General features: G+C 66.9%; 19 protein-coding genes. 11 read left to right on the plus strand and 8 right to left on the minus strand.

The features are described from left to right. Positions 1-47 precede the first annotated feature (47 nt). Positions 48-1157, minus strand: coding sequence for a Vms1/Ankzf1 family peptidyl-tRNA hydrolase (locus tag BLS11_RS02130; RefSeq protein WP_092532221.1), 1110 nt, complete (start codon positions 1155-1157; stop codon positions 48-50). Positions 1158-1338: 181 nt separating this feature from the next. Here BLS11_RS02130 and BLS11_RS02135 point away from each other — a divergent pair, with 181 nt between their 5' ends. Further along, entirely contained in the window at positions 1339-2115 is a 777-nt protein-coding gene (locus BLS11_RS02135) for a YihY/virulence factor BrkB family protein (RefSeq protein WP_092532224.1), read from the plus strand. A gap of 60 nt (positions 2116-2175) precedes the next feature. Here BLS11_RS02135 and BLS11_RS02140 read toward each other — a convergent pair whose 3' ends face one another. Together BLS11_RS02140 and BLS11_RS02145 are read right to left on the minus strand one after the other, a co-directional pair. Next, positions 2176-3816 (minus strand): ATP-binding protein, encoded by a 1641-nt coding sequence (locus BLS11_RS02140; protein ID WP_092532226.1) that lies wholly within the window; start codon positions 3814-3816, stop codon positions 2176-2178. Positions 3817-4071: 255 nt separating this feature from the next. Next, positions 4072-4560, minus strand: coding sequence for a YciE/YciF ferroxidase family protein (locus BLS11_RS02145; protein ID WP_092532228.1), 489 nt, complete (start codon positions 4558-4560; stop codon positions 4072-4074). 337 nt (positions 4561-4897) lie between these two features. Between BLS11_RS02145 and BLS11_RS02150 the strand changes: the two genes are divergently transcribed. Then, complete coding sequence (locus BLS11_RS02150) at positions 4898-5668, plus strand: hypothetical protein (RefSeq protein ID WP_092532231.1); 771 nt, start codon at positions 4898-4900, stop codon at positions 5666-5668. A 97-nt stretch (positions 5669-5765) separates the two neighbouring features. Here the strand turns inward: BLS11_RS02150 and BLS11_RS19240 are convergent, their stop codons facing one another. Then, complete coding sequence (locus BLS11_RS19240) at positions 5766-5936, minus strand: hypothetical protein (protein WP_175454356.1); 171 nt, start codon at positions 5934-5936, stop codon at positions 5766-5768. A gap of 122 nt (positions 5937-6058) precedes the next feature. Here BLS11_RS19240 and BLS11_RS02155 point away from each other — a divergent pair, with 122 nt between their 5' ends. Further along, entirely contained in the window at positions 6059-7000 is a 942-nt protein-coding gene (locus BLS11_RS02155) for a pectinesterase family protein (protein ID WP_092532233.1), read from the plus strand. Positions 7001-7040: 40 nt separating this feature from the next. Here the strand turns inward: BLS11_RS02155 and BLS11_RS02160 are convergent, their stop codons facing one another. Then, the gene (locus BLS11_RS02160) at positions 7041-8102 is read right to left on the minus strand and encodes a hypothetical protein (protein ID WP_092532235.1); all 1062 of its coding nucleotides are present in this window, start codon (positions 8100-8102) and stop codon (positions 7041-7043) included. A gap of 321 nt (positions 8103-8423) precedes the next feature. Between BLS11_RS02160 and mbhE the strand changes: the two genes are divergently transcribed. The 8 genes from mbhE to arcD all read left to right on the plus strand — a co-directional run bounded on the left by mbhE (position 8424) and on the right by arcD (position 16369). After that, the gene (gene mbhE / locus BLS11_RS02165; protein ID WP_092532238.1) at positions 8424-10820 is read left to right on the plus strand and encodes a hydrogen gas-evolving membrane-bound hydrogenase subunit E; all 2397 of its coding nucleotides are present in this window, start codon (positions 8424-8426) and stop codon (positions 10818-10820) included. Next, positions 10817-11281, plus strand: a complete 465-nt coding sequence (locus BLS11_RS02170; RefSeq protein WP_092532241.1) for an MnhB domain-containing protein — start codon at positions 10817-10819, stop codon at positions 11279-11281. Before mbhE ends, BLS11_RS02170 begins: the two co-directional genes overlap by 4 nt. Before the next feature lie 46 nt (positions 11282-11327). After that, positions 11328-11672 carry a sodium:proton antiporter gene (locus BLS11_RS02175; RefSeq protein ID WP_092532244.1) on the plus strand — a complete coding sequence of 115 codons (345 nt, stop codon included), beginning with the start codon at positions 11328-11330 and terminating at the stop codon, positions 11670-11672. Then, entirely contained in the window at positions 11669-13276 is a 1608-nt protein-coding gene (locus tag BLS11_RS02180; RefSeq protein WP_092532247.1) for a complex I subunit 5 family protein, read from the plus strand. The genes BLS11_RS02175 and BLS11_RS02180 overlap by 4 nt, the downstream gene beginning before the upstream one ends. Next, entirely contained in the window at positions 13273-13938 is a 666-nt protein-coding gene (locus BLS11_RS02185; protein WP_092532250.1) for a Na+/H+ antiporter subunit E, read from the plus strand. Before BLS11_RS02180 ends, BLS11_RS02185 begins: the two co-directional genes overlap by 4 nt. Continuing rightward, positions 13928-14221 (plus strand): MrpF/PhaF family protein, encoded by a 294-nt coding sequence (locus BLS11_RS02190; RefSeq protein ID WP_092534432.1) that lies wholly within the window; start codon positions 13928-13930, stop codon positions 14219-14221. The genes BLS11_RS02185 and BLS11_RS02190 overlap by 11 nt, the downstream gene beginning before the upstream one ends. An 81-nt stretch (positions 14222-14302) precedes the next feature. After that, positions 14303-14644, plus strand: coding sequence for a monovalent cation/H(+) antiporter subunit G (gene mnhG / locus BLS11_RS02195; RefSeq protein WP_092532253.1), 342 nt, complete (start codon positions 14303-14305; stop codon positions 14642-14644). 270 nt (positions 14645-14914) lie between these two features. After that, positions 14915-16369, plus strand: a complete 1455-nt coding sequence (gene arcD, locus BLS11_RS02200; protein WP_092532256.1) for an arginine/ornithine antiporter ArcD — start codon at positions 14915-14917, stop codon at positions 16367-16369. A gap of 191 nt (positions 16370-16560) precedes the next feature. Here arcD and BLS11_RS02205 read toward each other — a convergent pair whose 3' ends face one another. The 3 genes from BLS11_RS02205 to BLS11_RS02215 form a co-directional block, all read right to left on the minus strand. Continuing rightward, positions 16561-17286 carry a fumarylacetoacetate hydrolase family protein gene (locus tag BLS11_RS02205; protein WP_092532259.1) on the minus strand — a complete coding sequence of 242 codons (726 nt, stop codon included), beginning with the start codon at positions 17284-17286 and terminating at the stop codon, positions 16561-16563. Between the two features lie 103 nt (positions 17287-17389). Continuing rightward, positions 17390-17647, minus strand: coding sequence for a hypothetical protein (locus tag BLS11_RS02210; RefSeq protein WP_092532261.1), 258 nt, complete (start codon positions 17645-17647; stop codon positions 17390-17392). 180 nt (positions 17648-17827) lie between these two features. Further along, positions 17828-18799 carry an aldo/keto reductase gene (locus tag BLS11_RS02215; RefSeq protein WP_092532264.1) on the minus strand — a complete coding sequence of 324 codons (972 nt, stop codon included), beginning with the start codon at positions 18797-18799 and terminating at the stop codon, positions 17828-17830. Positions 18800-18880: the final 81 nt, after the last annotated feature.

Here is an 18880-nt window from a genome sequence, read left to right on the forward strand (position 1 = left end):
AGCGCGGCGAGTCGATAGCGCCCGCGACGGTCGGAGGCATCGCGCGGTCACTCGACGGGGAAGCGGAGCACCGCGGCCACGCCGAACGCCTCCGCGAATCGCGCGCCGTCCTCGGTGTCCGGGGGAACGGCGACGAACTCGCCGCCCGCCTCGGTCACTCGCTCCTCGTACTCGCGCAGGTCCTCGACCGGCCGCGCGCCGGAGACCAAGAGCGTCTCCACCGCGTCGAACTCCAAGGCTCGCTCGACTTCCTCCTCGCCGTAGGCGACTTCGTCGTCGCCGTCGTCTCGGAGGCCGTCGCGGAAGCGTTCGAGGGCCTCGCGGACCTCCTCTCCCTCCGCGTCGTCCATCGCGTCTCGCCCCTTCTCGGCGAGTTGCGTCAGTCCCTGCTCGGTGGCGTACTCGACGGAGAACGTCCCGCCGACCACCGCGTCGCGGAGTCTGTGGTCTAAGTGGTCGCCGTCTTCGAACTCCTCGACGGTGACCGTCGTCCCGCCGACGAGAAGTCCGTCCACCGTCGGGGCTCCGTCCTCGCCCGCCCCGTCTTCGAGGAACGCTCGCTCCGCCTCGGCCGCCACGTCGTCGAAGAACTCCTCTTTCTGACGCGCTCTGTCGCGTTCGAACCGGTCGGCCGACTGCCCGCCCGCCTTCGTCTTCCCCATCACGTCGCTGTCTATCGTCTCGACCGCCTCGACCCGGTCGCCGTCGAACCGGCCCAACGCCGCGCCGCCGCGTTCGACCACGAGGAGGCCGTACGTCGAGGAGTCGCCCGCGGCGGCCGCTAGCGCCTCGGCGTCGAACTCGTTCGACCACTCGTAGCGCTCCTCCCGAATCGGGTTCGGTAAGTCGTCGAAGACGTACTCGCTGAGGTCCTCCTCGTCGCCGGTGACGCCGACGTAGACGACGAGTCCGCCATCCGGCGTCTCGCCGTACTCGTGGAGGATCTGTTTGGTCCGTTCGAGCACCGCTCTGCGGGCCGTCGACGACTCGTCGGCGTGGATGTACTCGGCCTCGGCGTACTCCTCCTCGACCCGTTCGAGCGTCTCGCCGAGCGACTCCTCCGGCGGAATCGCGACCGTGAGCAGGTCGTCGCCGCCGCCGGACGCGTTCGATACGGCCTCGATGCGCTCTCGAAGTTCGTAGTTTGACGTAGTCATCGTGAGTCGGATACGGCGACCACCGCCCCGCCGGCATCGCTCGGTGACGACGGTTTGACCGAGTACACCGCTCGGGCGCTTGTATCTCTCGGCCCCCATCACGCCGGACGCGGCGCGGTCCCCCCCGCAACGACGCCCGACGGCCACAACCGGGTTCAACGGAGCGTCCGTGCACTTTCGTATGTCCACCGTCCGCTCCGTCGCCGGCCTCGCGAAGGACCGCAACCTCACTTACCTCGCGGCGGGCATCGCCTACTACGCGTTCGTGTCGATAATCCCGCTGATGTTGCTCGCCGTGGCGCTGGCGTCGTTCTTCGGGGGGCAGGCGCTGGCCGACCGCATCGTCGGCATGCTCAGTCAGCAGATATCGTCCGCCGGGGCGCAAGTCGTGACCCAGACGCTGACCAGCACCGCCGGACGAGGGGCCGCGTCAGTGGTCGGGTTCGTCACGTTGCTGTGGAGCGCGCTGAAACTCTTTCGCGGCCTCGACCAAGCGTTCGACGAGGTGTACGCGAACGAAATAGACGTCTCGATAGTCGAGCAGGTGATCGACGCGCTGGTCGTCATCGTCGGAATCGCGCTGGCCGTCGCTCTCGTCGTCGCCGTCGGCATCGTGCTCTCGATACTGAGCCTGCAGATTCCGTTCGCGAACGTGCTCGGAACGCTCGTTTTAATTATCGTCCTCACGCTCGCGTTCCTGCCGATATACTACGTGCTCCCGCCGGTGGACGTGTCGGTTCGGGAGGTGCTGCCGGGAACGGTCGTCGCCGCCGTCGGCTGGGTGCTCCTTCAGGTCGGCTTCCGAATCTACGCGGCCAACGCGGGGCGCTACGCCGCCTACGGCGTCATCGGCGCTGTCCTCCTGTTCGTCACGTGGCTCTACTTCGCCAGCATCGTGATGCTTCTCGGCGCGGCGGTGAACGCCGTGCGCCGGGGGACGACGACGGAAACGTGGTAGACGCCCGACTCGGGTTTTCGACGCGCGGCCGCGCGTCGAGTGGGCCGTCGCCGCGGGCGTTCAGCGGGCGACCGGCTCCGATTCGACGGTTTCGACGCCGGAGAACTCGAACCGGACGCCGCCGTCGGGGCTCTCGCCGAGCGACACCGACCAGCCGTGGGCTTCGGCGACGCTCCGGACGATGTTGAGTCCGAACCCGGTGCCCTCGGCGTTCGTCGAGTGGCCCGCCTCGAACACCGTCTCTCGTTCGTCCGCCGGGATACCGGGTCCGTCGTCCTCGACGGCGAACCCCGCGTCCGTCCGTCTGACCGTGACGGTCACCTCGGGGCCGGCGTGTTCCACGCTGTCGTCGGCCCCCGGCCGACTACTCGTGGAACCGTGTTCCACGCTGTTCCCGAACAGGTTTTCGAGTAGCTCCCGCAGTCTGCTCTGGTCGCACGCGACGGTCCCGAGTTCGTCCGCGATTCGGAGCGTCGCCGCCGAGGAACCCGCCGTCTCCCACGCCGCCTCGACGACGTCCGCGAGGGGGACGTCGTCGAACGCGTCTACAGCCGCCCCCTGACGAGCGAGCGTCAACAGGTCCTCGATGAGTTCGTCCATCCGTCCCAACGCGTCCTCGACGCGCGCGAAGTGTTGCTCGTCGCCCTCCTCTCGCGCGAGTTCGAGGAACCCCTCCGCGACGTTTAGGGGGTTGCGGAGGTCGTGTGAGACGACGCCCGCGAACTCCTCTAACCGCTCGTTCTGCCGCTCCAACTCCCGCTCTCGTTCCGCGAGTCGTTCGTGCGTCTCTATCGAGGCGACGGCGTGACCGATGGTCTCGCCGAGTTCGGACAGCACCTCTCGCTCCCGTTCGTCGAACACGTTCTGCCGGTCAGCGTAGATGCTGACGAACCCGTACACGGAGTCGTCGTCGCTTATCGGGACGACGGCCAACGACTCGACGCCTCGCGCCTCGAACTGCTCCCACCACGGTTCCATCGTCGGGTCGGCGAACACGTCGGGGATGCACTGTATCTCCCCGGTCTTGATGGCGCGGCCGCCCGCGCCCTGTCCCGACGGGTCGTCGTTTACCGTGATTTCGAGCGAATCGAAGTACGCGTCTTCGAACCCCGCCCACGCCGCGGGTCGAACGTGGCTGTCGCCCTCCTCGTACCGGCCGACCCACGCCGCGTCGTACGGATCCGACTCCGTCAGCCGGTCGCAGACGGCCTGTTCGAGCGCACCTCGCTCGGAGTTCCCCACGAGTTCCTGCGTCGCGATGCGGAGCGTGTCGTTGATGCGGTTGGCCTCCTCCAGCGACTGCTGGTGTTCCTGACTCCGGGCGTCGTAGACGCCGACGAGCAACCCGATGAGCGCACCGGCCGTCGCGGCGTTGAGAATCGGTACGAACGCCCACGGCAGCGGAAACCCCCTGAGGACGGCGCCCGCCACCGTCCACCCGCCGAGTATCGACAGCGCGACGGCGCCGACGCCCATCCACGCCAGCATCCGCTCCACGAACTGCCGCCCGGCGAATCGCCCCCGCGCCATCGCCGCGCCGACGACGGTCATCGAAACCGAGAGAACGAGCGGAAACAGCTCTATCGCCAACTCCGGTGGCGTCGACGGAATGGCGAGGACTTTCTCCAGGTGGAATAGGCTGAGCAGGACACCGACCCCGGCGACCGCTCCTCCCCCCTTCCGAGCCGAGACACCTCTCATTGGCGTACCTGACGGAGGCACCGTGATATAAGTTCGCACAACAGTCACACAGGATACAATAACGTGGGAAACGCAATCGCGGCGGATTACGCACGCGCGATGACGTTACCGTTCCGCCGAACGAGAGTACTGTGAGACGATTGAGGCCGTGGCGGACGCGAAAACGCGGGGACTCGAATCCGAACTGTCACCGACTTGCGAACTGGGTCGCACGCCCCGTACGGAACCGAAAGAAAAGCGTCGGCGCGGAGTCGGTTACCCGGCGACTTCCTCTTGGTCGAACTGCTCGCTGGCCTCGGTGACTTCTTCGAGCGCGTCCTGCTCTTCGCGGAGCGTCTCCGCCAACGTGTCCGCCACGTCGTCGTGACCGGTCTTCTGAGCCAGCGACGTGAGGTTACCGTAGGCGGCGATTTCGTAGTGTTCGGTCTTCTGCCCGACGCCCATGTTGTACCGGTCGAGCACGTCGCCGTCGTTCTCCTGTGCGAACTGTTCGTGCTCGTCGATGAGGGCGTCGATGACCTGCTCCTGCTTGGTCTGGGCCTCCTCACCTATCTGCTCGAACACCTGCTCCAGGCGCTCTATCTGCTCCCGCGTCTCGTCGCGGTGCTCGGAGAACCCCTGACTGGCGGCCTCGTCGTCGGTCTGATCGGCGAGGGTTTCCAGCGCATCGACGAGTTGTTGCTCCGCGTAGTACAGTTCTTGGAGCCCTTCGACGAAGAGCTCGTCCATCGAGTCGGTAGTCATGGTTCGTCTCTCGTTTCGTCCGAGTGCTCAATGAGCGACCGGGTTGTATGTGCAGGTCGGTCACCGCTGGGTGGACGACCGACGAGCATACTGGTCGGTGGTCGTTCGGCGGGCGACGCCAGCACTCCCCGCTCTCATCGCCGCGAGGCGATGCGCTCGTGAAAGTATCCGTTCTCCGAACGACACCGCGAAGCTGTCGTTCGGGGCGTCTTTCTGCCGCTCCTGAGATGTGACTAAGTGACTCCCGGCCGTCACGATACATATGGGGAAAGATACCACACACCAAGGTACCTCGGCGGTCGGAGGACGGAGAGCGGGGGGACCGCAACGGCGAACGGTGTTGAAGACTATCGCGGCGGGCGTCGGCGGTGCGGCGCTTCCCGTCGGCACCGTCGCGGGGTCGAACGGAGAGCGAACGACGGGGAGTTCGTGGCACACGCTGACGCTCTCGGCGAACGGGCCGGTCGAGTACACGCTCACCGTGGACGGGACGCTGGAACCCGACACGGAGGGCGGTGACTTCTCCGCGGACTCCGACGAGGACGTGTACCGGCCGACCCGCGACGCGTACTTCGGAGTCAGAGACGAGACGGGACCGGTGCCCGAGAACGCCGGGGGGACGACGTACCTCGGCGACCGGATGCTCATCACCGGGCGACTGTCGACGCTCGAGGTCGAACCCGAGGACGGGTACGACGCGAACGTCTACCTCGACGAGTCGCTCACGAGCGTCTCCGATATCATGAACGACGGAGAGGGACCGTATCTCGACGGGTACCACTCGCTGATGATTACGGCGAACGGGCCGACGCGGTACGAGGTGCTGACCATCGCCGAACGCGGCGAGATACAGACCGAGAGCGGGGACTTCTCGGCCGACTCCGACGACGGAACGACGACCAACGACGACGGAACGGTCACCGCGACGGACGAGACGGGACCGATACCCGAGAACGCCGGGGGGACGACGTACCTCGGCGACCGATACCTCCTTTCGGGGACCGTCGAGGAACTCGACTTGGACTACGAGCCGATGCGGTACGACCTGAACGTCTACATCGACGAGCAAGACGTCGACCCCGACGTCGTTCGAAACAACGAGTTCTGAGCGGCGTCGGACCGTCCCGTCGCCGCCGTTTTCTGCTCGGCACCGGCGCGGTGAACCCGGCGGTCGGTCCGGATCCGAGCGACTCGAAACGGACGGCTCAGTTCGCGATGAACCGGGCCAGGTAGACTATCGGAATCACCGGTATCGCCAGCCCCGTGATGACGAGGAATACGGCGATGACGAGTTTCTGTCCCCGGCTCGAATCGTCCCAGACGGACCGCCACATGTCGTCGATACCCCGCGCGGTTCGTTGTACGAGTCCGGCCATGGAGGATACTGACGGCGCAGACGGTTGTACTATCTGGCCGGCGGCGGGTCCTCCTCGGAGTGCGGACGTGGGGAGGCGACCCGGCAAAGAGTATGGATAGGTGGAGAACGTACCGGGCGCCGATGGGTTCGGACGACTTCGACGGGTACGACTACGTCGTCGACCGGGAGGGAGACGGCGATTACGAGAGCGTTCAGGCGGCTATCGACGGGGCGAAGTCGTTTCCTCGGGAACGGATACGGATACTCCTGCGGGAGGGCGTGTACGACGAGAAGGTGGCGGTCCACTCGTGGAACCCTAAAATCACCCTCGTCGGGGAGGGTGCGGCGGAGACGATACTGACGCACGACGACCACTTCGAGAAGATAGGACGGGGGCGGAACAGCACGTTCTTCACGTACACGCTGAAGGTCTGCGGGAACGACTTCCGGGCGCGTAACCTCACGGTGCGAAACGGCGCCGGCGCGGACGCCGGACAGGCCGTCGCGCTTCACGCGGAGGCCGACCGGGCCGAGTTCGAGCACTGTCGGTTCGTCGGCAATCAAGACACCGTGTACGCCGGCGGCGAATGCTCACGACAGTACTTCCGCGACTGTCACGTCGAGGGGACGACCGACTTCGTGTTCGGCGGTGCCACGGCCGTCTTCGAGCGGTGCGATATCCACTCGAAGGCGGACTCGTACGTCACGGCCGCGTCCACGCCCCGGAACCAACCGTTCGGGTTCGTCTTCAGGGACTGTACTCTCACCGCGGACCCGGAGGTTTCCGACGTGTACTTGGGCCGCCCGTGGCGGGACCACGCCCACGTCGCGTTCCTCCGAACCGAGATGGGTTCGCACGTCAATCCGGCCGGGTGGCACAACTGGTCCCGCCCGGAGGCCGAAGCGACGGTCACGTTCGTCGAGTACGAGAACCGGGGCCCCGGGGCGAAGAGGGACGAACGGGTGGAGTGGGCCGCGGAACTGACGCCGGCGGAAGCCGAGCGGTACGCGACGGAGAACGTCCTGACCGGCGGTACCTCTCGGCAGTCGACGCGACGCTGGTACCGAACCACTACGCGGTGACGTCGGTACCCCGACTCCGTGTGACGAGTCTACGCGCCGTTCACCTCCGAGCGAGATTACCGTTCGCCGTGTGGACGCTGTCGCCGGGACCGCCCGGCGAGAGGTGGTCGAACTCTCCGGTCGGAATCGTCCCCTTCGTCCAGACCATCTTCCCGTCCGTCGTCACGTCCAACCCGTCGTACGGGTCGAAGCGGTCCGACTCCACGTACGCCTCGAACTCGGCGTTCTTCGCGGCTTTGGCGTCGGGGTAGGTGTTCGCGAAGGTGAACTCGGTCGTCTGGGGCCCGAACCGCCACGACTTGAGGCCGCCCGTAATGACGTCCTTCCGGAAGCCGCGGGACGACGACCCGTCCATCGCCTCGGGATAACAGGTCAACGCATGCGTCTCCTCCACGAGGCCGAGCATCGCGCCGACGTACTCGTTGCCGTCGGGGTAGCGGGTTTCGCCGTCGAGTCTCGCGTCGAGGATGGCTCTGGCGCGTTCGAGCGAATCGCCGTCGCGCCTGCCCATCGTCGAGACCAGCAGGACGATATCCTCGGAGACGGCGTACACGCGCCGGTCGCCGAACAGTCGGAAGCCGCGATACTCCTCCGGTTCCGGACGCGGCGTTCTCGTCGGCGTCGTCGGCTCGTCGGTCGACGTCGCTCGTGCGTTCCACTTCTCGGCGAGACGCTCCCCGAACGCGTCGGGGTCGAACGATCCGAACGCTATCTTCGCCTCGAAGTCGAGACTGAGCGTCGCCGAGACGTCCTCTGTGTCCAATAAGTTTCTCGCCGGAGCCTCTCGGAGCATCTCGCTCTTCAGCCGTTCGTAGGCGTTCTCGTGAATCGCGTCGCGACGCTCGCGAATCGCCGCGACGTCGTGGTAGACGATGCCGTAGCCGTCCCTGAGAGGAGTGTTCGTCGGGTCGATGAGCCACTCGCGGAACGACTCGCCGCTCTCGTCGGACCCGTCGTCGGTCGACGGCGCGGTAGTCGGTCCGTCGGTGGCCGTCTCGTCGGTTCCGGCCGTCCCGCCGAGGCATCCGGCGAGCGACGTGAGCCCTGAGCCACCGAGAGCGAGCGCCGTCATCTGGAGGACATTTCGTCGTGTGCGGGGCATGTGTAGAACGAGTCGAAGGGTTTGTGATAAGTTTTGTCTGCTGTACTTGTCGGGGAAGACCGGCTCTCCGTTCGATCTGCTCGATAGGAAGTCGGTCTCGGCACTCGTCCTCACCGTTTCTCCAGTTGTACCCGTTGGCCGACGCCGAGGGCGTTCTTTCGATTCGGAAACCGGAGGCGAGGGTACGGAGTGGTGGAGGACAGGTACGCGACTGACTTCTTTCTAACAGGTGGTCATCAGGTACTTTGGAGCCGGCTTCCAATGGCGGGCAGAGGCCGACTACGGCGGCAACTGAACTCCGGCCGACATCGACGAACACTGATGGCACCAAACCTCACAGTCGTCACGACTATCGTCGCGCTTCCCTTCGTCGCTGCGGTTCTCTCACCGCTCATCTATCGCGTCCTCGGCGAACGAACCGGCTACGCGGGAGCCCTCGTCGCGGCGGCGAGCTTCGGGCTGCTAGTGACGCAACTCGACAGCCACGGCACCGTCAGGGCGTCGTGGGTCTCCGCTCTCGACGTGGGGTTCCAGTTCACCGTCGACGGGTGGGGGCTCCTCTTTGCGCTCTTAGCCAGCGGCATCGGCGTCCTCGTGTTCGTTTACTCGGTGCGGTACATGCACGGCGAGGACGGTCTAGCGCGCTACTACGCGGCGCTGCTCGCGTTCATGGGCTCGATACTCGGCGTCGCGCTCGCCTCCGACCTCGTGCTCGTCTTCCTGTTTTGGGAACTGACGAGCCTCTGTTCGTTCGTGCTCATCGGCCACCACACCGACGACGCCGAGTCGCGCTACTCGGCGCGGATGGCCATGGTCGTGACCGTCGGCGGCGGCCTGTGCCTGCTCGCCGGTCTGCTCGTGCTCTCGGTGGCGGCGCAGGACGCCCTCGGCCGCGTCACCTTCGACCTGACGGCGATGCTCGCGAACGACGAGGCGATGCGCGCCGCCCTCCGCGAGTCGGGGCTGTTCGTGCCCGCACTCGTCCTCGTCGTCGTCGCCGCGGCCGCCAAGTCCGCGCAGGTTCCGCTGCACTTCTGGCTACCGAACGCCATGGTCGCTCCGACGCCCGTCTCGGCCTTCCTCCACTCCGCGACGATGGTCAAGGTGGGCGTCTACTTCATCGGCCGCGTGCGCCCCCTGCTTTTGAGTCCCGAGTGGGTGCTCCTCGTCGCGACGATGGGACTCCTGACGATGACGGTCGGGGCGCTCTTGGCGGTGGCCGCCACCGACAGCAAGGAGTTGCTCGCCTACTCGACGGCGAGTCACCTCGGGCTGATGGTCGCGGGCTTCGGATTCGACGTGGTGTACGGCGGCGAGGCGGGCGCGTTCCACCTGCTCAACCACGCGCTGTTCAAGGCTCCGCTGTTCCTCGTCGCGGGAATCGTCGCCCACGAGGCCGGCAGCCGTACTCTCGACGACCTCGGGGGGCTGTGGCGGGACCTCCCGATAACGGCCGCAATCGCCGGCGTGGCCGCGCTGAGCATGGCCGGCATCCCCCCGCTCAACGGCTTCTACTCGAAGGAACTGCTGTTCGAGGCGACCTACGAAGTCGCCCACGAGGCCGGCGGACTCGCGTGGCTCTACCCCGCCGTGGCGACGGTCGCGAGCGTGTTCACCGTCGTCTACTCGCTGAAGTTCCTCGCGATGTTCTTCGGCGACCGACGAGCGCCGGTCGCGGACATCCACCGGCCGCCGGTCGCACTGGTCGCACCCCCCGCCGTCTTGGCCGCCGGGGTCGTCGTCGTCAGCGTCGCGCCGCAGGTGGCGGTCGACGCTATCGTCCAGGGGGCCGTCGAAGCCACCGCCGCGGGCGAGGCGCACCTCGAAGTCGGACTGCCGACTCACGTCTCGCCCCCGGTCGCGATGTCCGCCGTCGCTATCCTCGGCGGCCTCGCCGCGTACCCGTTCACGGGGCGACTCGCGGCGGCCATCGAACGCGGCGTCGGTGCTCCGGTCCCCGTGCGGCCCAGCGGGTGGTACGACTGGACCGTCTCGACGGCGGAGGCGACGAGCGCCCGGTTCGGCCCGTTCGTCCACAACGGCCTCCTGCGGACGTACGTGGCGTGGATCGCTGCGGCCGGGAGCCTGCTCGCACTCGCCGGCTTCGCCGCGACCGGCGGTGTTCCCGGAATCGGGAGGCTCAGCGTTCCGTTTTCGGTCGCAGGCGTGCTGGCGATAGCCGTCCTCGCCGGCGTGGCGGTGACCATCGCCTCCTCCCACGTCGCCAGCGTCCTCACGCTGTCGATTCTCGGATTCATGCTCGCCATCTTCTTCATCCTCGCGAGCGCGCCGGACCTCGCGCTCACGCAGTTGGTCGTCGAGACGCTCGTCCTCCTGATATTCCTGCTCGTCCTCCAGCGGTTGCCGTCCTTCTACTCGGACGTCAGACCGTTCGTGCTCGCCCGCGACGCCGGCGTGGCGATTCTCGTGGGCGCGATGGCGTTCACGGCCGTCTCGCTGACGGCACCCGGCCCCGACGCCGAGCCGACGAGCGTCGCCGCCTACTACGCGGAGCAGGCGGTCCCGGCCGGCGGCGGCACGAACGTCGTCAACGTCATCCTCGTCGACTTCCGGGCGTTCGACACGCTCGGCGAGTTGCTGGTCGTCACCGTCGCCGCACTCGCCATCCTCGTGCTCGTGACGATGCGGACCCGAAGCGAGGAGACGGTCGGCGATACCGAGGAGGGGCCGATTCCCGACGGGGGTGACTCGCCGTGACGACGACGATTATGCGGACGACGGCCCGGGTGACCGTCCCCATCGTGCTCGTCCTCTCCATCTGGCTGTTCCTCCAAGGCCACAACCTGCCCGGCGGCGGGTTCATCGGCGGCGTCCTCACGACGACGGCGTTCGCGCTCGTCTACGTCGCCTACGACCTCGACTACTTGGAGTCGGGCGTCCTCGACAGGGAGGTCGATCCCGGCACCAGCATCTTCGAGCACCGCACGGTCACCGCCTACCGCCGCACGTTGCTCGCGGGACTCGTGGTCGTCGTCGGCAGCGGCGTCGCTGGAATGCTCGTCGGCGACCCCTTCCTGACCCAGACGTACGTCCACCTCGAACACGTCCCGATATACCACGAGGTCGAACTCGCGAGCGCGCTCGTGTTCGATCTGGGCGTGTACCTCGTCGTCGTCGGCAGCCTCCTGACGATTACCTCGGTGGTGAGCGCCGAATGATACGGAACACTGAGACGCCGTTCGTTCGATGTGGAGTTGATAGCCGATGAGCGTCGTCCTCGCGGTTGCGGTCGGCGCGTTGTTCGCCGTCGGGACGTTCCTGCTGTTGCGGCGGGACCTCGTGGCGGTCGTCTTGGGAGTCGCCGTCATCTCTCAGGCCACGTTCGTCTACCTCATCGCGATGGGCGGCGTCGACGAGGGGACGCACGCCCTCGTCCCCGTCCTCGAAACCCACGGCGGCGAGGTCCCCGAAATCGCAGACCCCGTGGTGCAGGCGCTCGTGTTGACCGCCATCGTCATCAGTTTCGGGACGACCGCGCTGGCGCTCGTCCTGTCGTACCGCGCCTACGAGGAGAACGGAACCATGGACGTCACGGAGTGGATGGGATGAGTTGGCTCGTCATCGCGCCGCTTTTAGCCCCGCTCGGTACCGCCGTGCTCACCCTCGCGCTCGGTCAGCGGCCGCGGATTCAGCGCGCGGCGAGCGCGGCCGGTGCCGCCGCGTACGTCGCGGCCATCGCCGCCGCCGTCTGGGTGTTCGTCCTCGCGCCGGGTGCCCCCGGCGCGGCGGTCTACCGCGTGGGCGAGTGGCCCGCGCCCTTCGGAATCACGCTCGTCCTCGACGGGCTGTCGGCGTTCATGCTGACTATCGCCGCGGGCGTCGGGTTCGCGTCGATACTGTTCTCGCTTCGGTACGTGAGCTCCGAAAACCAGCGCGTCTACTACCACCCGCTGTTCCACGTGCTTCTTGTGGGCGTGACCGGCGCGTTCCTCACCGGCGACCTGTTCAACCTGTTCGTCTGGTTCGAGGTGATGCTCATCGTCAGTTACGTGTTCGTCGCCTTCTACGGCACCGACTACGCCACCGCGGCGTCGTTCCGCTATCTGGTGATGAACGTCCTCGGAAGCGCGCTCATGCTCGTGGCCATCGGCGGCCTGTACGCCACGACGGGCACGCTCAACATGGCCGACATGGCCCGGCGGTTGGCCGACCCCGCGGCGTACGGCGTCGACCCCGCGCCCGCCGTCGGCCTGTCGGCCCTGCTGCTCGCGGTGTTCGCGCTGAAGGCCGGTCTCGTCCCATTCCAGTTTTGGGTCCCCGCCGCCTACACCGCCGCGCCGCCGCCCATCACCGCGATGTTCGCCGGCGTCACCAAGAAGGTCGGAATGTACGCCATCGTCCGCCTCTACTTTACGGTCTTCGCCGTCGACACCGTCTCCGTCGACCTGTTCGGCGTCGCCGGCGTGTCGCCGCTCGCCTTCCTCGCGCCGGTGCTGGCGGCGATGGGGATAGCGAGCATCGTCGTCGGGGGGTTCGGTGCGGTCGGTCAGGACCGACTGGAGGGCGTGTTCGCGTACTCCAGCGTCGGCCAAGTCGGCTTCATCGCCATCCCCATCGCCGTCGCCGCGGCGGCCGACCCCGCGGGGACGCTCCGCGGCGTCGCCATCGCGGCCGCGCTGGTGTTCGCGCTCCACCACGCGCTCGCGAAGGGGCTCCTCTTCCTCTCGGCGGCCGCCGTCGAGGATGCGACCGGGACGGACAACCTCCGGGGTCTCGGCGGCGTCGCCGGCCGCTCGCCGGTGCTCTCGGGGGCCGTCTTCGTCGGCCTCCTCTCGCTCATCGGCCTCCCGCCGTTGACCGGATTCTTCGGGAAGCTCCTCGCGTTCGACGCGACGGTTCGAGGGCTCGCGTCCGGTTCCGGCGCGCTGTCGGCGCTCGCGCTGGTCGCGTTGCTCCTCGGGGCCGTGCTCACGATTCTGTACACGACGCGGGTGTGGGTCGGCGGCTTCTGGGGGGCGGAGACGCCGGCGGTCGAGGGCGCGACCGTCGAATCGGGCCAACTCGCGGTTCTCGTCGCGCTCGCGGCGGCCGTGGTCGTCGTCGGCGTCGGGTTCGACCCGATATACCGGTTCGCCGAGACGGCGGCGAACGCCGCCGTCGACACCGAGGCGTACGTCGACATCGTTGGTCTCGGCGGAGGTGGTGGCGCGTGACCCGCAGTTGGCCGGTCATCGGCGTCGTGTTCGGCGTTCTCTGGGTGTTCATTCAGGGGCCGCCGCTCGCGTTCGAACCGCTCGTCGGAGCGCTGCTCGTCGGCCTCGCGGTCGGCTTCCCCCTCTCGTACCTCTTCCGGCGTCTGTACGCCGACACGGTCGACCTCCGCCGGGTGGTTCGCGGCGTCCCGTACACGATACTATACATGCTAACGTTCACCAAGGAGGCGATCGTCTCCAGCTTCGACGTGACGTACCGCGTGCTCGCACCCTCCGGACCGATCGACCCCGAGGTGATACTCATCCCGCTGCGGGTACAGACGGACCTCGGGGTGACCACTATCGCAAACAGCATCACGATGACGCCCGGTTCGCTCACGCTCGACTACGATCCGAACGAGAACGCGCTGTACGTCCACGTCATCGACGGGAGAGCGCCCGAAGAGATAGTCGCCCCGATCCGCAACTGGGAGGACTACGCGCTCGTCATCTTCGACGAGGAACTGTCGCCGGCCGACCCCGCGCCGGATTTCGCCGTCTACCCGCCCGACCAGACGCATCCAGTCCTCGAACAGGCCCTCCCCGACACCGAGAGCGAGGCGGAGACGGAGGTCGAACCGCCGGCCGAGGAAGCCACCGGAGGTGACGACGATGGTCGCTGAGGGGACGATAGTGCCGGTCGTAGACGCCGCAATCGCCCTCGCGGTGCTTCTGAACCTGCTGTGCGGCTACCGCGCGGTCCGGGGACCGACGATTCCCGACCGCGTGGTCGCGCTGGACGCCATCGCGACGAACGTCGTCGCCATCGCCGTCCTGTTCGCCATCAAGACCGACCGGGGCCTCTTCGTGACCGTCAGTCTCGTCCTCGCGATTATCGCGTTCCTCTCGACGGTCGCGGTCGCCAAGTTCGTCACCGAAGGCGACATCATCGTCACGGGAGAGTGACCTGAGCATGTCTCACAACCACCACCACCGAACGCGCCGGGCCGTCACAGCGAGTCAGCGGGTCGACGGAGGTGACCGCTGATGGTCGGCGTGGAAGCGATACGGACCTGGGTAGTCGTCGGCCTGATCGTCGTCGGGTCGTTCTTCCTCACGGTCGGGACCATCGGCCTGCTGCGACTTCCGAACGTGTACAACCGGATGCACGCGACGAGCAAGCCGGCGACCATCGGGACGGTCTCCATCTTCCTCGCGGGGTTCGCGTACTTCGGCCCCGGAGGTCCCGGCCTCTCGTCGCTCGTCGGTATCGTCTTCCTGTTCCTGACGGTGCCGACCGGCGCGCACATGATATCGAGGGCGGCGGAACAGATCGGCGTCCCGTTCATGGGGTCCGTGACGTGGCCCGGCAAATCCGACGACGAGTAGGGGTGCGGTTCCGTCCGAGACGCCCTTTAAAACGGAGCGTCTGTTGGCCGGAAGCCGAGCGAAGGAACCGGGTTCGGAAAACCGCTCGGGGCCGTCTCTCCTACTGGGATGTCTGCTGAGATACACTGTTTTGCGTCGTCCGGACCACTGCCGCCACTCTATCGGCGGAACCAGTAGTGGCCGTACCGTGAGGTGAGGTAACAACTCTGATGCTCTGCAAGAATAAAATCCGTCTGCTTAATACCTTTCAGTTATTACCGCCGGGTACACGTGCCATCTCTGAACCTCGAACCACTGACGTACGAGGAGATCCCGTCGGAGCGGCGTCCGAGCTTTCTGCAGGCTCTGGTCCCCGTTCTCGGGGTCGTCCTGTTCCTCGGCGTCGGCTCCGGATATCTGAAACTGGCCCCTCACGGGCCGCTCCTCTGGAGTATCGTGCTGACCGGCGCGGTGGGCAAGTACTGGCTCGGCTACTCGTGGGACGACCTCTACGAGGGCGTAGCGGACAGCCTGCTGATGGGCTTGCAGGCCATACTCATCCTGTTCGTCATCTACGCGCTCATCGCGACGTGGATCAGCGCCGGGACGATTCCCGGCCTCATGTACTACGGGCTCGAAGTGTTGACCCCGAAGATATTCCTGCCGGCGACGGCGCTGCTCGCGATGGTGGTCGCCTTCTCCATCGGGTCCTCGTGGACCACGGCCGGCACCCTCGGCGTGGCCTTCATCGGCATCGGCTCGGGCCTCGGCATATCCCCCCCGATGACCGCAGGCGCCATCCTCTCGGGCGCCTACGCGGGCGACAAGCAGTCGCCCCTCTCTGACACGACGAACCTCGCGGCCGCGGTGACGAACATTGACCTCTACGACCACATCCGCGCGATGCGCAACGGGACGGTTCTGGCCTTCGGCCTCTCGGTTCTGCTCTACGCGGGGCTGGGCCTGCGCGCCGCCGGCGCGATTCCCGCCGGCCGCGTCGCCGAGATTCAGGGCGCTCTCGCCGGGACCTACGACCTCTCCGCGCTGGTGTTCGTACCGCTCGTCGTCACCTTCGGGCTGGCGCTCTACGGCATCTCGGCGCTCCCGACGCTCGTCGCCGGCGTCTTCGCCGGCACCTTCACGACGGTCCTCGTGCAAGGTCGCGCGTTCACCGCCTCGTGGGAGGTGTTCCTCAACGGGACTGCTCCCGAGACGGGGATGACGCTCGTGAACGACCTGCTGGCCAGCGGCGGCCTCTCCGGGTCTGCGTGGACCATCTCGGTCGTCGTCGCGGCCCTCACGCTCGGCGGACTCCTCGAGCGAACCGGCGTCCTCGCCGTGCTCGCTCACTCGCTCGCGTCCGTCATCTTCGGTCCGCGCAGTCTGGTCGTCGGGACCGGTATCTCGGCCATCTTCGTCAACGCGTTCTCCGCCCAGCAGTACATGAGCATCGTCGTCCCGGGACTGACGCTCCGGAACCTCTACGACGAGTACGGGCTGGAGGGTGAGGACCTCTCGCGGGCTATCGAGTCCGCGGGCACTCCGACGGGTGCGCTCTTCCCGTGGCACGCCGGCGCGGTCTACATGTCGGCCGTCTTCGGCGTGAGTACGCTCGCGTACGTCCCGTTCTACTTCTTCGCGTTCCTCTCGCCGCTCGTCCTGTTCGCGACGGCTATCTTCGGCGGGCGGTACAAGCAGACGGGCGACGCCGACCCCGCCGAGTCGCCGGCGGCGGCCGACGACTGACGAGTCGGATTCGGCCTCGAAGTCCCGGTTCGGCTGCGATTTCGCCTCTACAGAAAGTCGGCCTCGGCACTCATAGGGCTCGTCACCGTCGGGTGCCACCCCGCTCGGAGCGGTGCCGTCGTCATCGGCCACCCGTCGATACTCTCTCGGACGGGAAGTCGGTTACCGTTCGACGGTGCCCGCCGGTCGCCTCACGCCTCCTCGACGACCGTATTTCGGAGCCTTCCGACGCCTTCGTACCAAATTTCGACCTCCTCGCCCGGTTCGACGAGGCCGGGGTTCGCCGGACTGCCGAACGAGATGACGTCGCCGGGGCGGAACGTGTAGCGTTCCGAGAGGAACGACACCACCTCCGCGGGCGAAAAGAGCATCTGCGCGGTCGTCGCCTCCTGCCGGAGTTCGCCGCCGACGTGTGTCGTCATCTCGATGTCCGAGGGGTCGACGTCCGTCTCGATCCACGGCCCGAGGGGCGCAGAGGCGTCGAACGCCTTCCGCGCGGTTCGGCCCGGTTGGTCGAGGGCGTCCAAGTCGTTCAGAATCGTGTACCCCCGAACCGCGTCGTCGACCTCGTCCTCTCCGATATCGTGGCACTGCCGGCCGATGACCGCCGCCAACTCGCCGGCGTACGTCAACTCCTCGGTCCAGGAGGGGTACTCGACGGGCGCGCCGGGGTCGTGGACCGACGCGGGCGGTTTGATGAACCAGTCGGGGGCGTCCGGAACGTCGTAGTCCATCTGGTCCAACGTCGCCGCGAAGTTCCGACCGACGCAGTAACACGCCGACGGTTCGCAGGGCGCAAGAAGCGTCGCGTCCCCGTCGTCGCCGATACCGTAGGTGTCCTCGTCCACCGTGACCGTCCCGTCGTCGTACTCGCCGGTTCGGATGCCGTCCGGCGTGCGAACGCGTGCCAGTCGCATACGCCCACACCGGACCCCGGACAACTTACTATTTCGGTCGCGGCGACTGTCCGAGTCGGACGAGGGGTCACCTCGCGGTGGGTAGCGACTCCGAGGAGACCGGTCACTTCGGGTTCGGCATCGCCTCGTTTTCGTCGTCGGTCAAGTTCCGCAGGCGGCGCGTGTCGGTGGTCGAAAACGACCGCTGACAGCGCTCGACCCACGAACCGGTATGGTTTGCGGCGTCTGTGGCGTCCGCAGGGTCTGCGGCGTCTGCACTCTGCTCCGCCTCCGCCGCGTCTCGCTCTTCGGTCGGTTCGGGGGTCGGCCGGGGGTCGGTTCTCGACTGCGATTCTGTCGGGTTACGGGTATGTGTGCTCACGTGCGTGGGGTTCGCCGGGGGTCGGTCGTACGCCTGTGCGGGGTCGAAAACGAGTCAACAGCGTACGCGTACGACCGACATCACGTCTCGACGGAGATGCGCCACCATAATGAACGTTACTGATAGAACAAAAACGACGGTGCGGCGCGTCTCGACGCTCCCCTTCGCGTCGTAACGCTCTCAGTCGTGTCCGGCGACGGGGACGGGTTCGTACGGCTCTTCGAGGTACTCGACGTCCGAGTCCGAGAGGTCGATGTCGAGCGCTTCGACGGCGTCTTCGAGGTGTTCGACGCTCGACGTGCCGACGATCGGCGTCGTCACCCACTCCTTGTGGAACTGCCACGCGAGCGCGATTTGGGCCATCTTCACGCCCTTCTCTTCTGCGAGCTCCTGCACGCGTTCGTTTATTTCGGGGCCGCCGCCGCGGGTGTAGCCGCGTTCGAGCGACGCCTCGTGTTCGCCGCGCGTCGTCGCGTCGAACTCCTCGTGCGGGCGCGTGAGGAATCCCGCCGCCAGCGGACTCCACGGCATCACCGCGATATCCTCCTCCTCGCAGAGGGGGAGCATCTCGCGCTCCTCCTCGCGGTACGCGAGGTTGTAGAGGTTCTGCATCGAGACGAACCGTTCGAGTCCGAGGCTCTCGGACGTGTGCAGGGCGTCGGCGAACTGGTGGGCCCACATCGACGACGCACCGAGGTGGCGGACTTTCCCGCGTCGGACGGCGTCGTCCAACGCTCGAAGCGTCGTCTCGACGGGCGTGTCGTAGTCCCACCGGTGAATCTGATAGAGGTCCACCGTGTCCATCCCCAACCGGTCGAGGGAGTCGTCGAGTTCCTGTTCGATGGTCTTCCGCGAGAGGCCGCCCGAGTTCGGGTCCTCGTCGTCCATCTGGCCGTACACCTTCGTCGCCACGACGAACTCGTCGCGGTCGTACTCCGCGAGCACCTCGCCGAGAATCTCCTCCGATTCGCCGTACGAGTAGACGTTCGCGGTGTCGAAGAAGTTGATTCCGAGCTCGATGGCGCGCTCGATGAGTTCGCGGCTCTCCTCTCTGTCGAGCGTCCACTCGTCCCAGTCGGTTCCGAAGCTCATACAGCCGAGACAGATTTCGCTCACCGTCGCGCCCGTCTGTCCGAACGTGGTGTACTCCATGGCGTAGCCGACGGACGGACGGCGCAAAAAGATACGTCAGGGTCACCGTTCTGCCGGTTGCTCCGGCTCGAACGGCGACGA

Source organism: Halopelagius longus, from assembly GCF_900100875.1.
Lineage (GTDB): Archaea > Halobacteriota > Halobacteria > Halobacteriales > Haloferacaceae > Halopelagius > Halopelagius longus.

What these genes read in the sequence shown, in the direction of transcription:
- BLS11_RS02180 (WP_092532247.1), top strand. Translation starts at nt 11,669, where the DNA reads ATGAGTTGGCTCGTCATCGCGCCGCTTTTAGCCCCGCTCGGTACCGCC.
- BLS11_RS19240 (WP_175454356.1), bottom strand. Translation starts at nt 5,936, where the DNA reads ATGGCCGGACTCGTACAACGAACCGCGCGGGGTATCGACGACATGTGG.
- mbhE (WP_092532238.1), top strand. Translation starts at nt 8,424, where the DNA reads ATGGCACCAAACCTCACAGTCGTCACGACTATCGTCGCGCTTCCCTTC.
- BLS11_RS02205 (WP_092532259.1), bottom strand. Translation starts at nt 17,286, where the DNA reads ATGCGACTGGCACGCGTTCGCACGCCGGACGGCATCCGAACCGGCGAG.
- BLS11_RS02190 (WP_092534432.1), top strand. Translation starts at nt 13,928, where the DNA reads ATGGTCGCTGAGGGGACGATAGTGCCGGTCGTAGACGCCGCAATCGCC.
- BLS11_RS02130 (WP_092532221.1), bottom strand. Translation starts at nt 1,157, where the DNA reads ATGACTACGTCAAACTACGAACTTCGAGAGCGCATCGAGGCCGTATCG.
- BLS11_RS02155 (WP_092532233.1), top strand. Translation starts at nt 6,059, where the DNA reads ATGGGTTCGGACGACTTCGACGGGTACGACTACGTCGTCGACCGGGAG.
- BLS11_RS02135 (WP_092532224.1), top strand. Translation starts at nt 1,339, where the DNA reads ATGTCCACCGTCCGCTCCGTCGCCGGCCTCGCGAAGGACCGCAACCTC.
- mnhG (WP_092532253.1), top strand. Translation starts at nt 14,303, where the DNA reads ATGGTCGGCGTGGAAGCGATACGGACCTGGGTAGTCGTCGGCCTGATC.
- BLS11_RS02140 (WP_092532226.1), bottom strand. Translation starts at nt 3,816, where the DNA reads ATGAGAGGTGTCTCGGCTCGGAAGGGGGGAGGAGCGGTCGCCGGGGTC.
- BLS11_RS02145 (WP_092532228.1), bottom strand. Translation starts at nt 4,560, where the DNA reads ATGACTACCGACTCGATGGACGAGCTCTTCGTCGAAGGGCTCCAAGAA.
- BLS11_RS02175 (WP_092532244.1), top strand. Translation starts at nt 11,328, where the DNA reads ATGAGCGTCGTCCTCGCGGTTGCGGTCGGCGCGTTGTTCGCCGTCGGG.
- BLS11_RS02160 (WP_092532235.1), bottom strand. Translation starts at nt 8,102, where the DNA reads ATGCCCCGCACACGACGAAATGTCCTCCAGATGACGGCGCTCGCTCTC.
- BLS11_RS02215 (WP_092532264.1), bottom strand. Translation starts at nt 18,799, where the DNA reads ATGGAGTACACCACGTTCGGACAGACGGGCGCGACGGTGAGCGAAATC.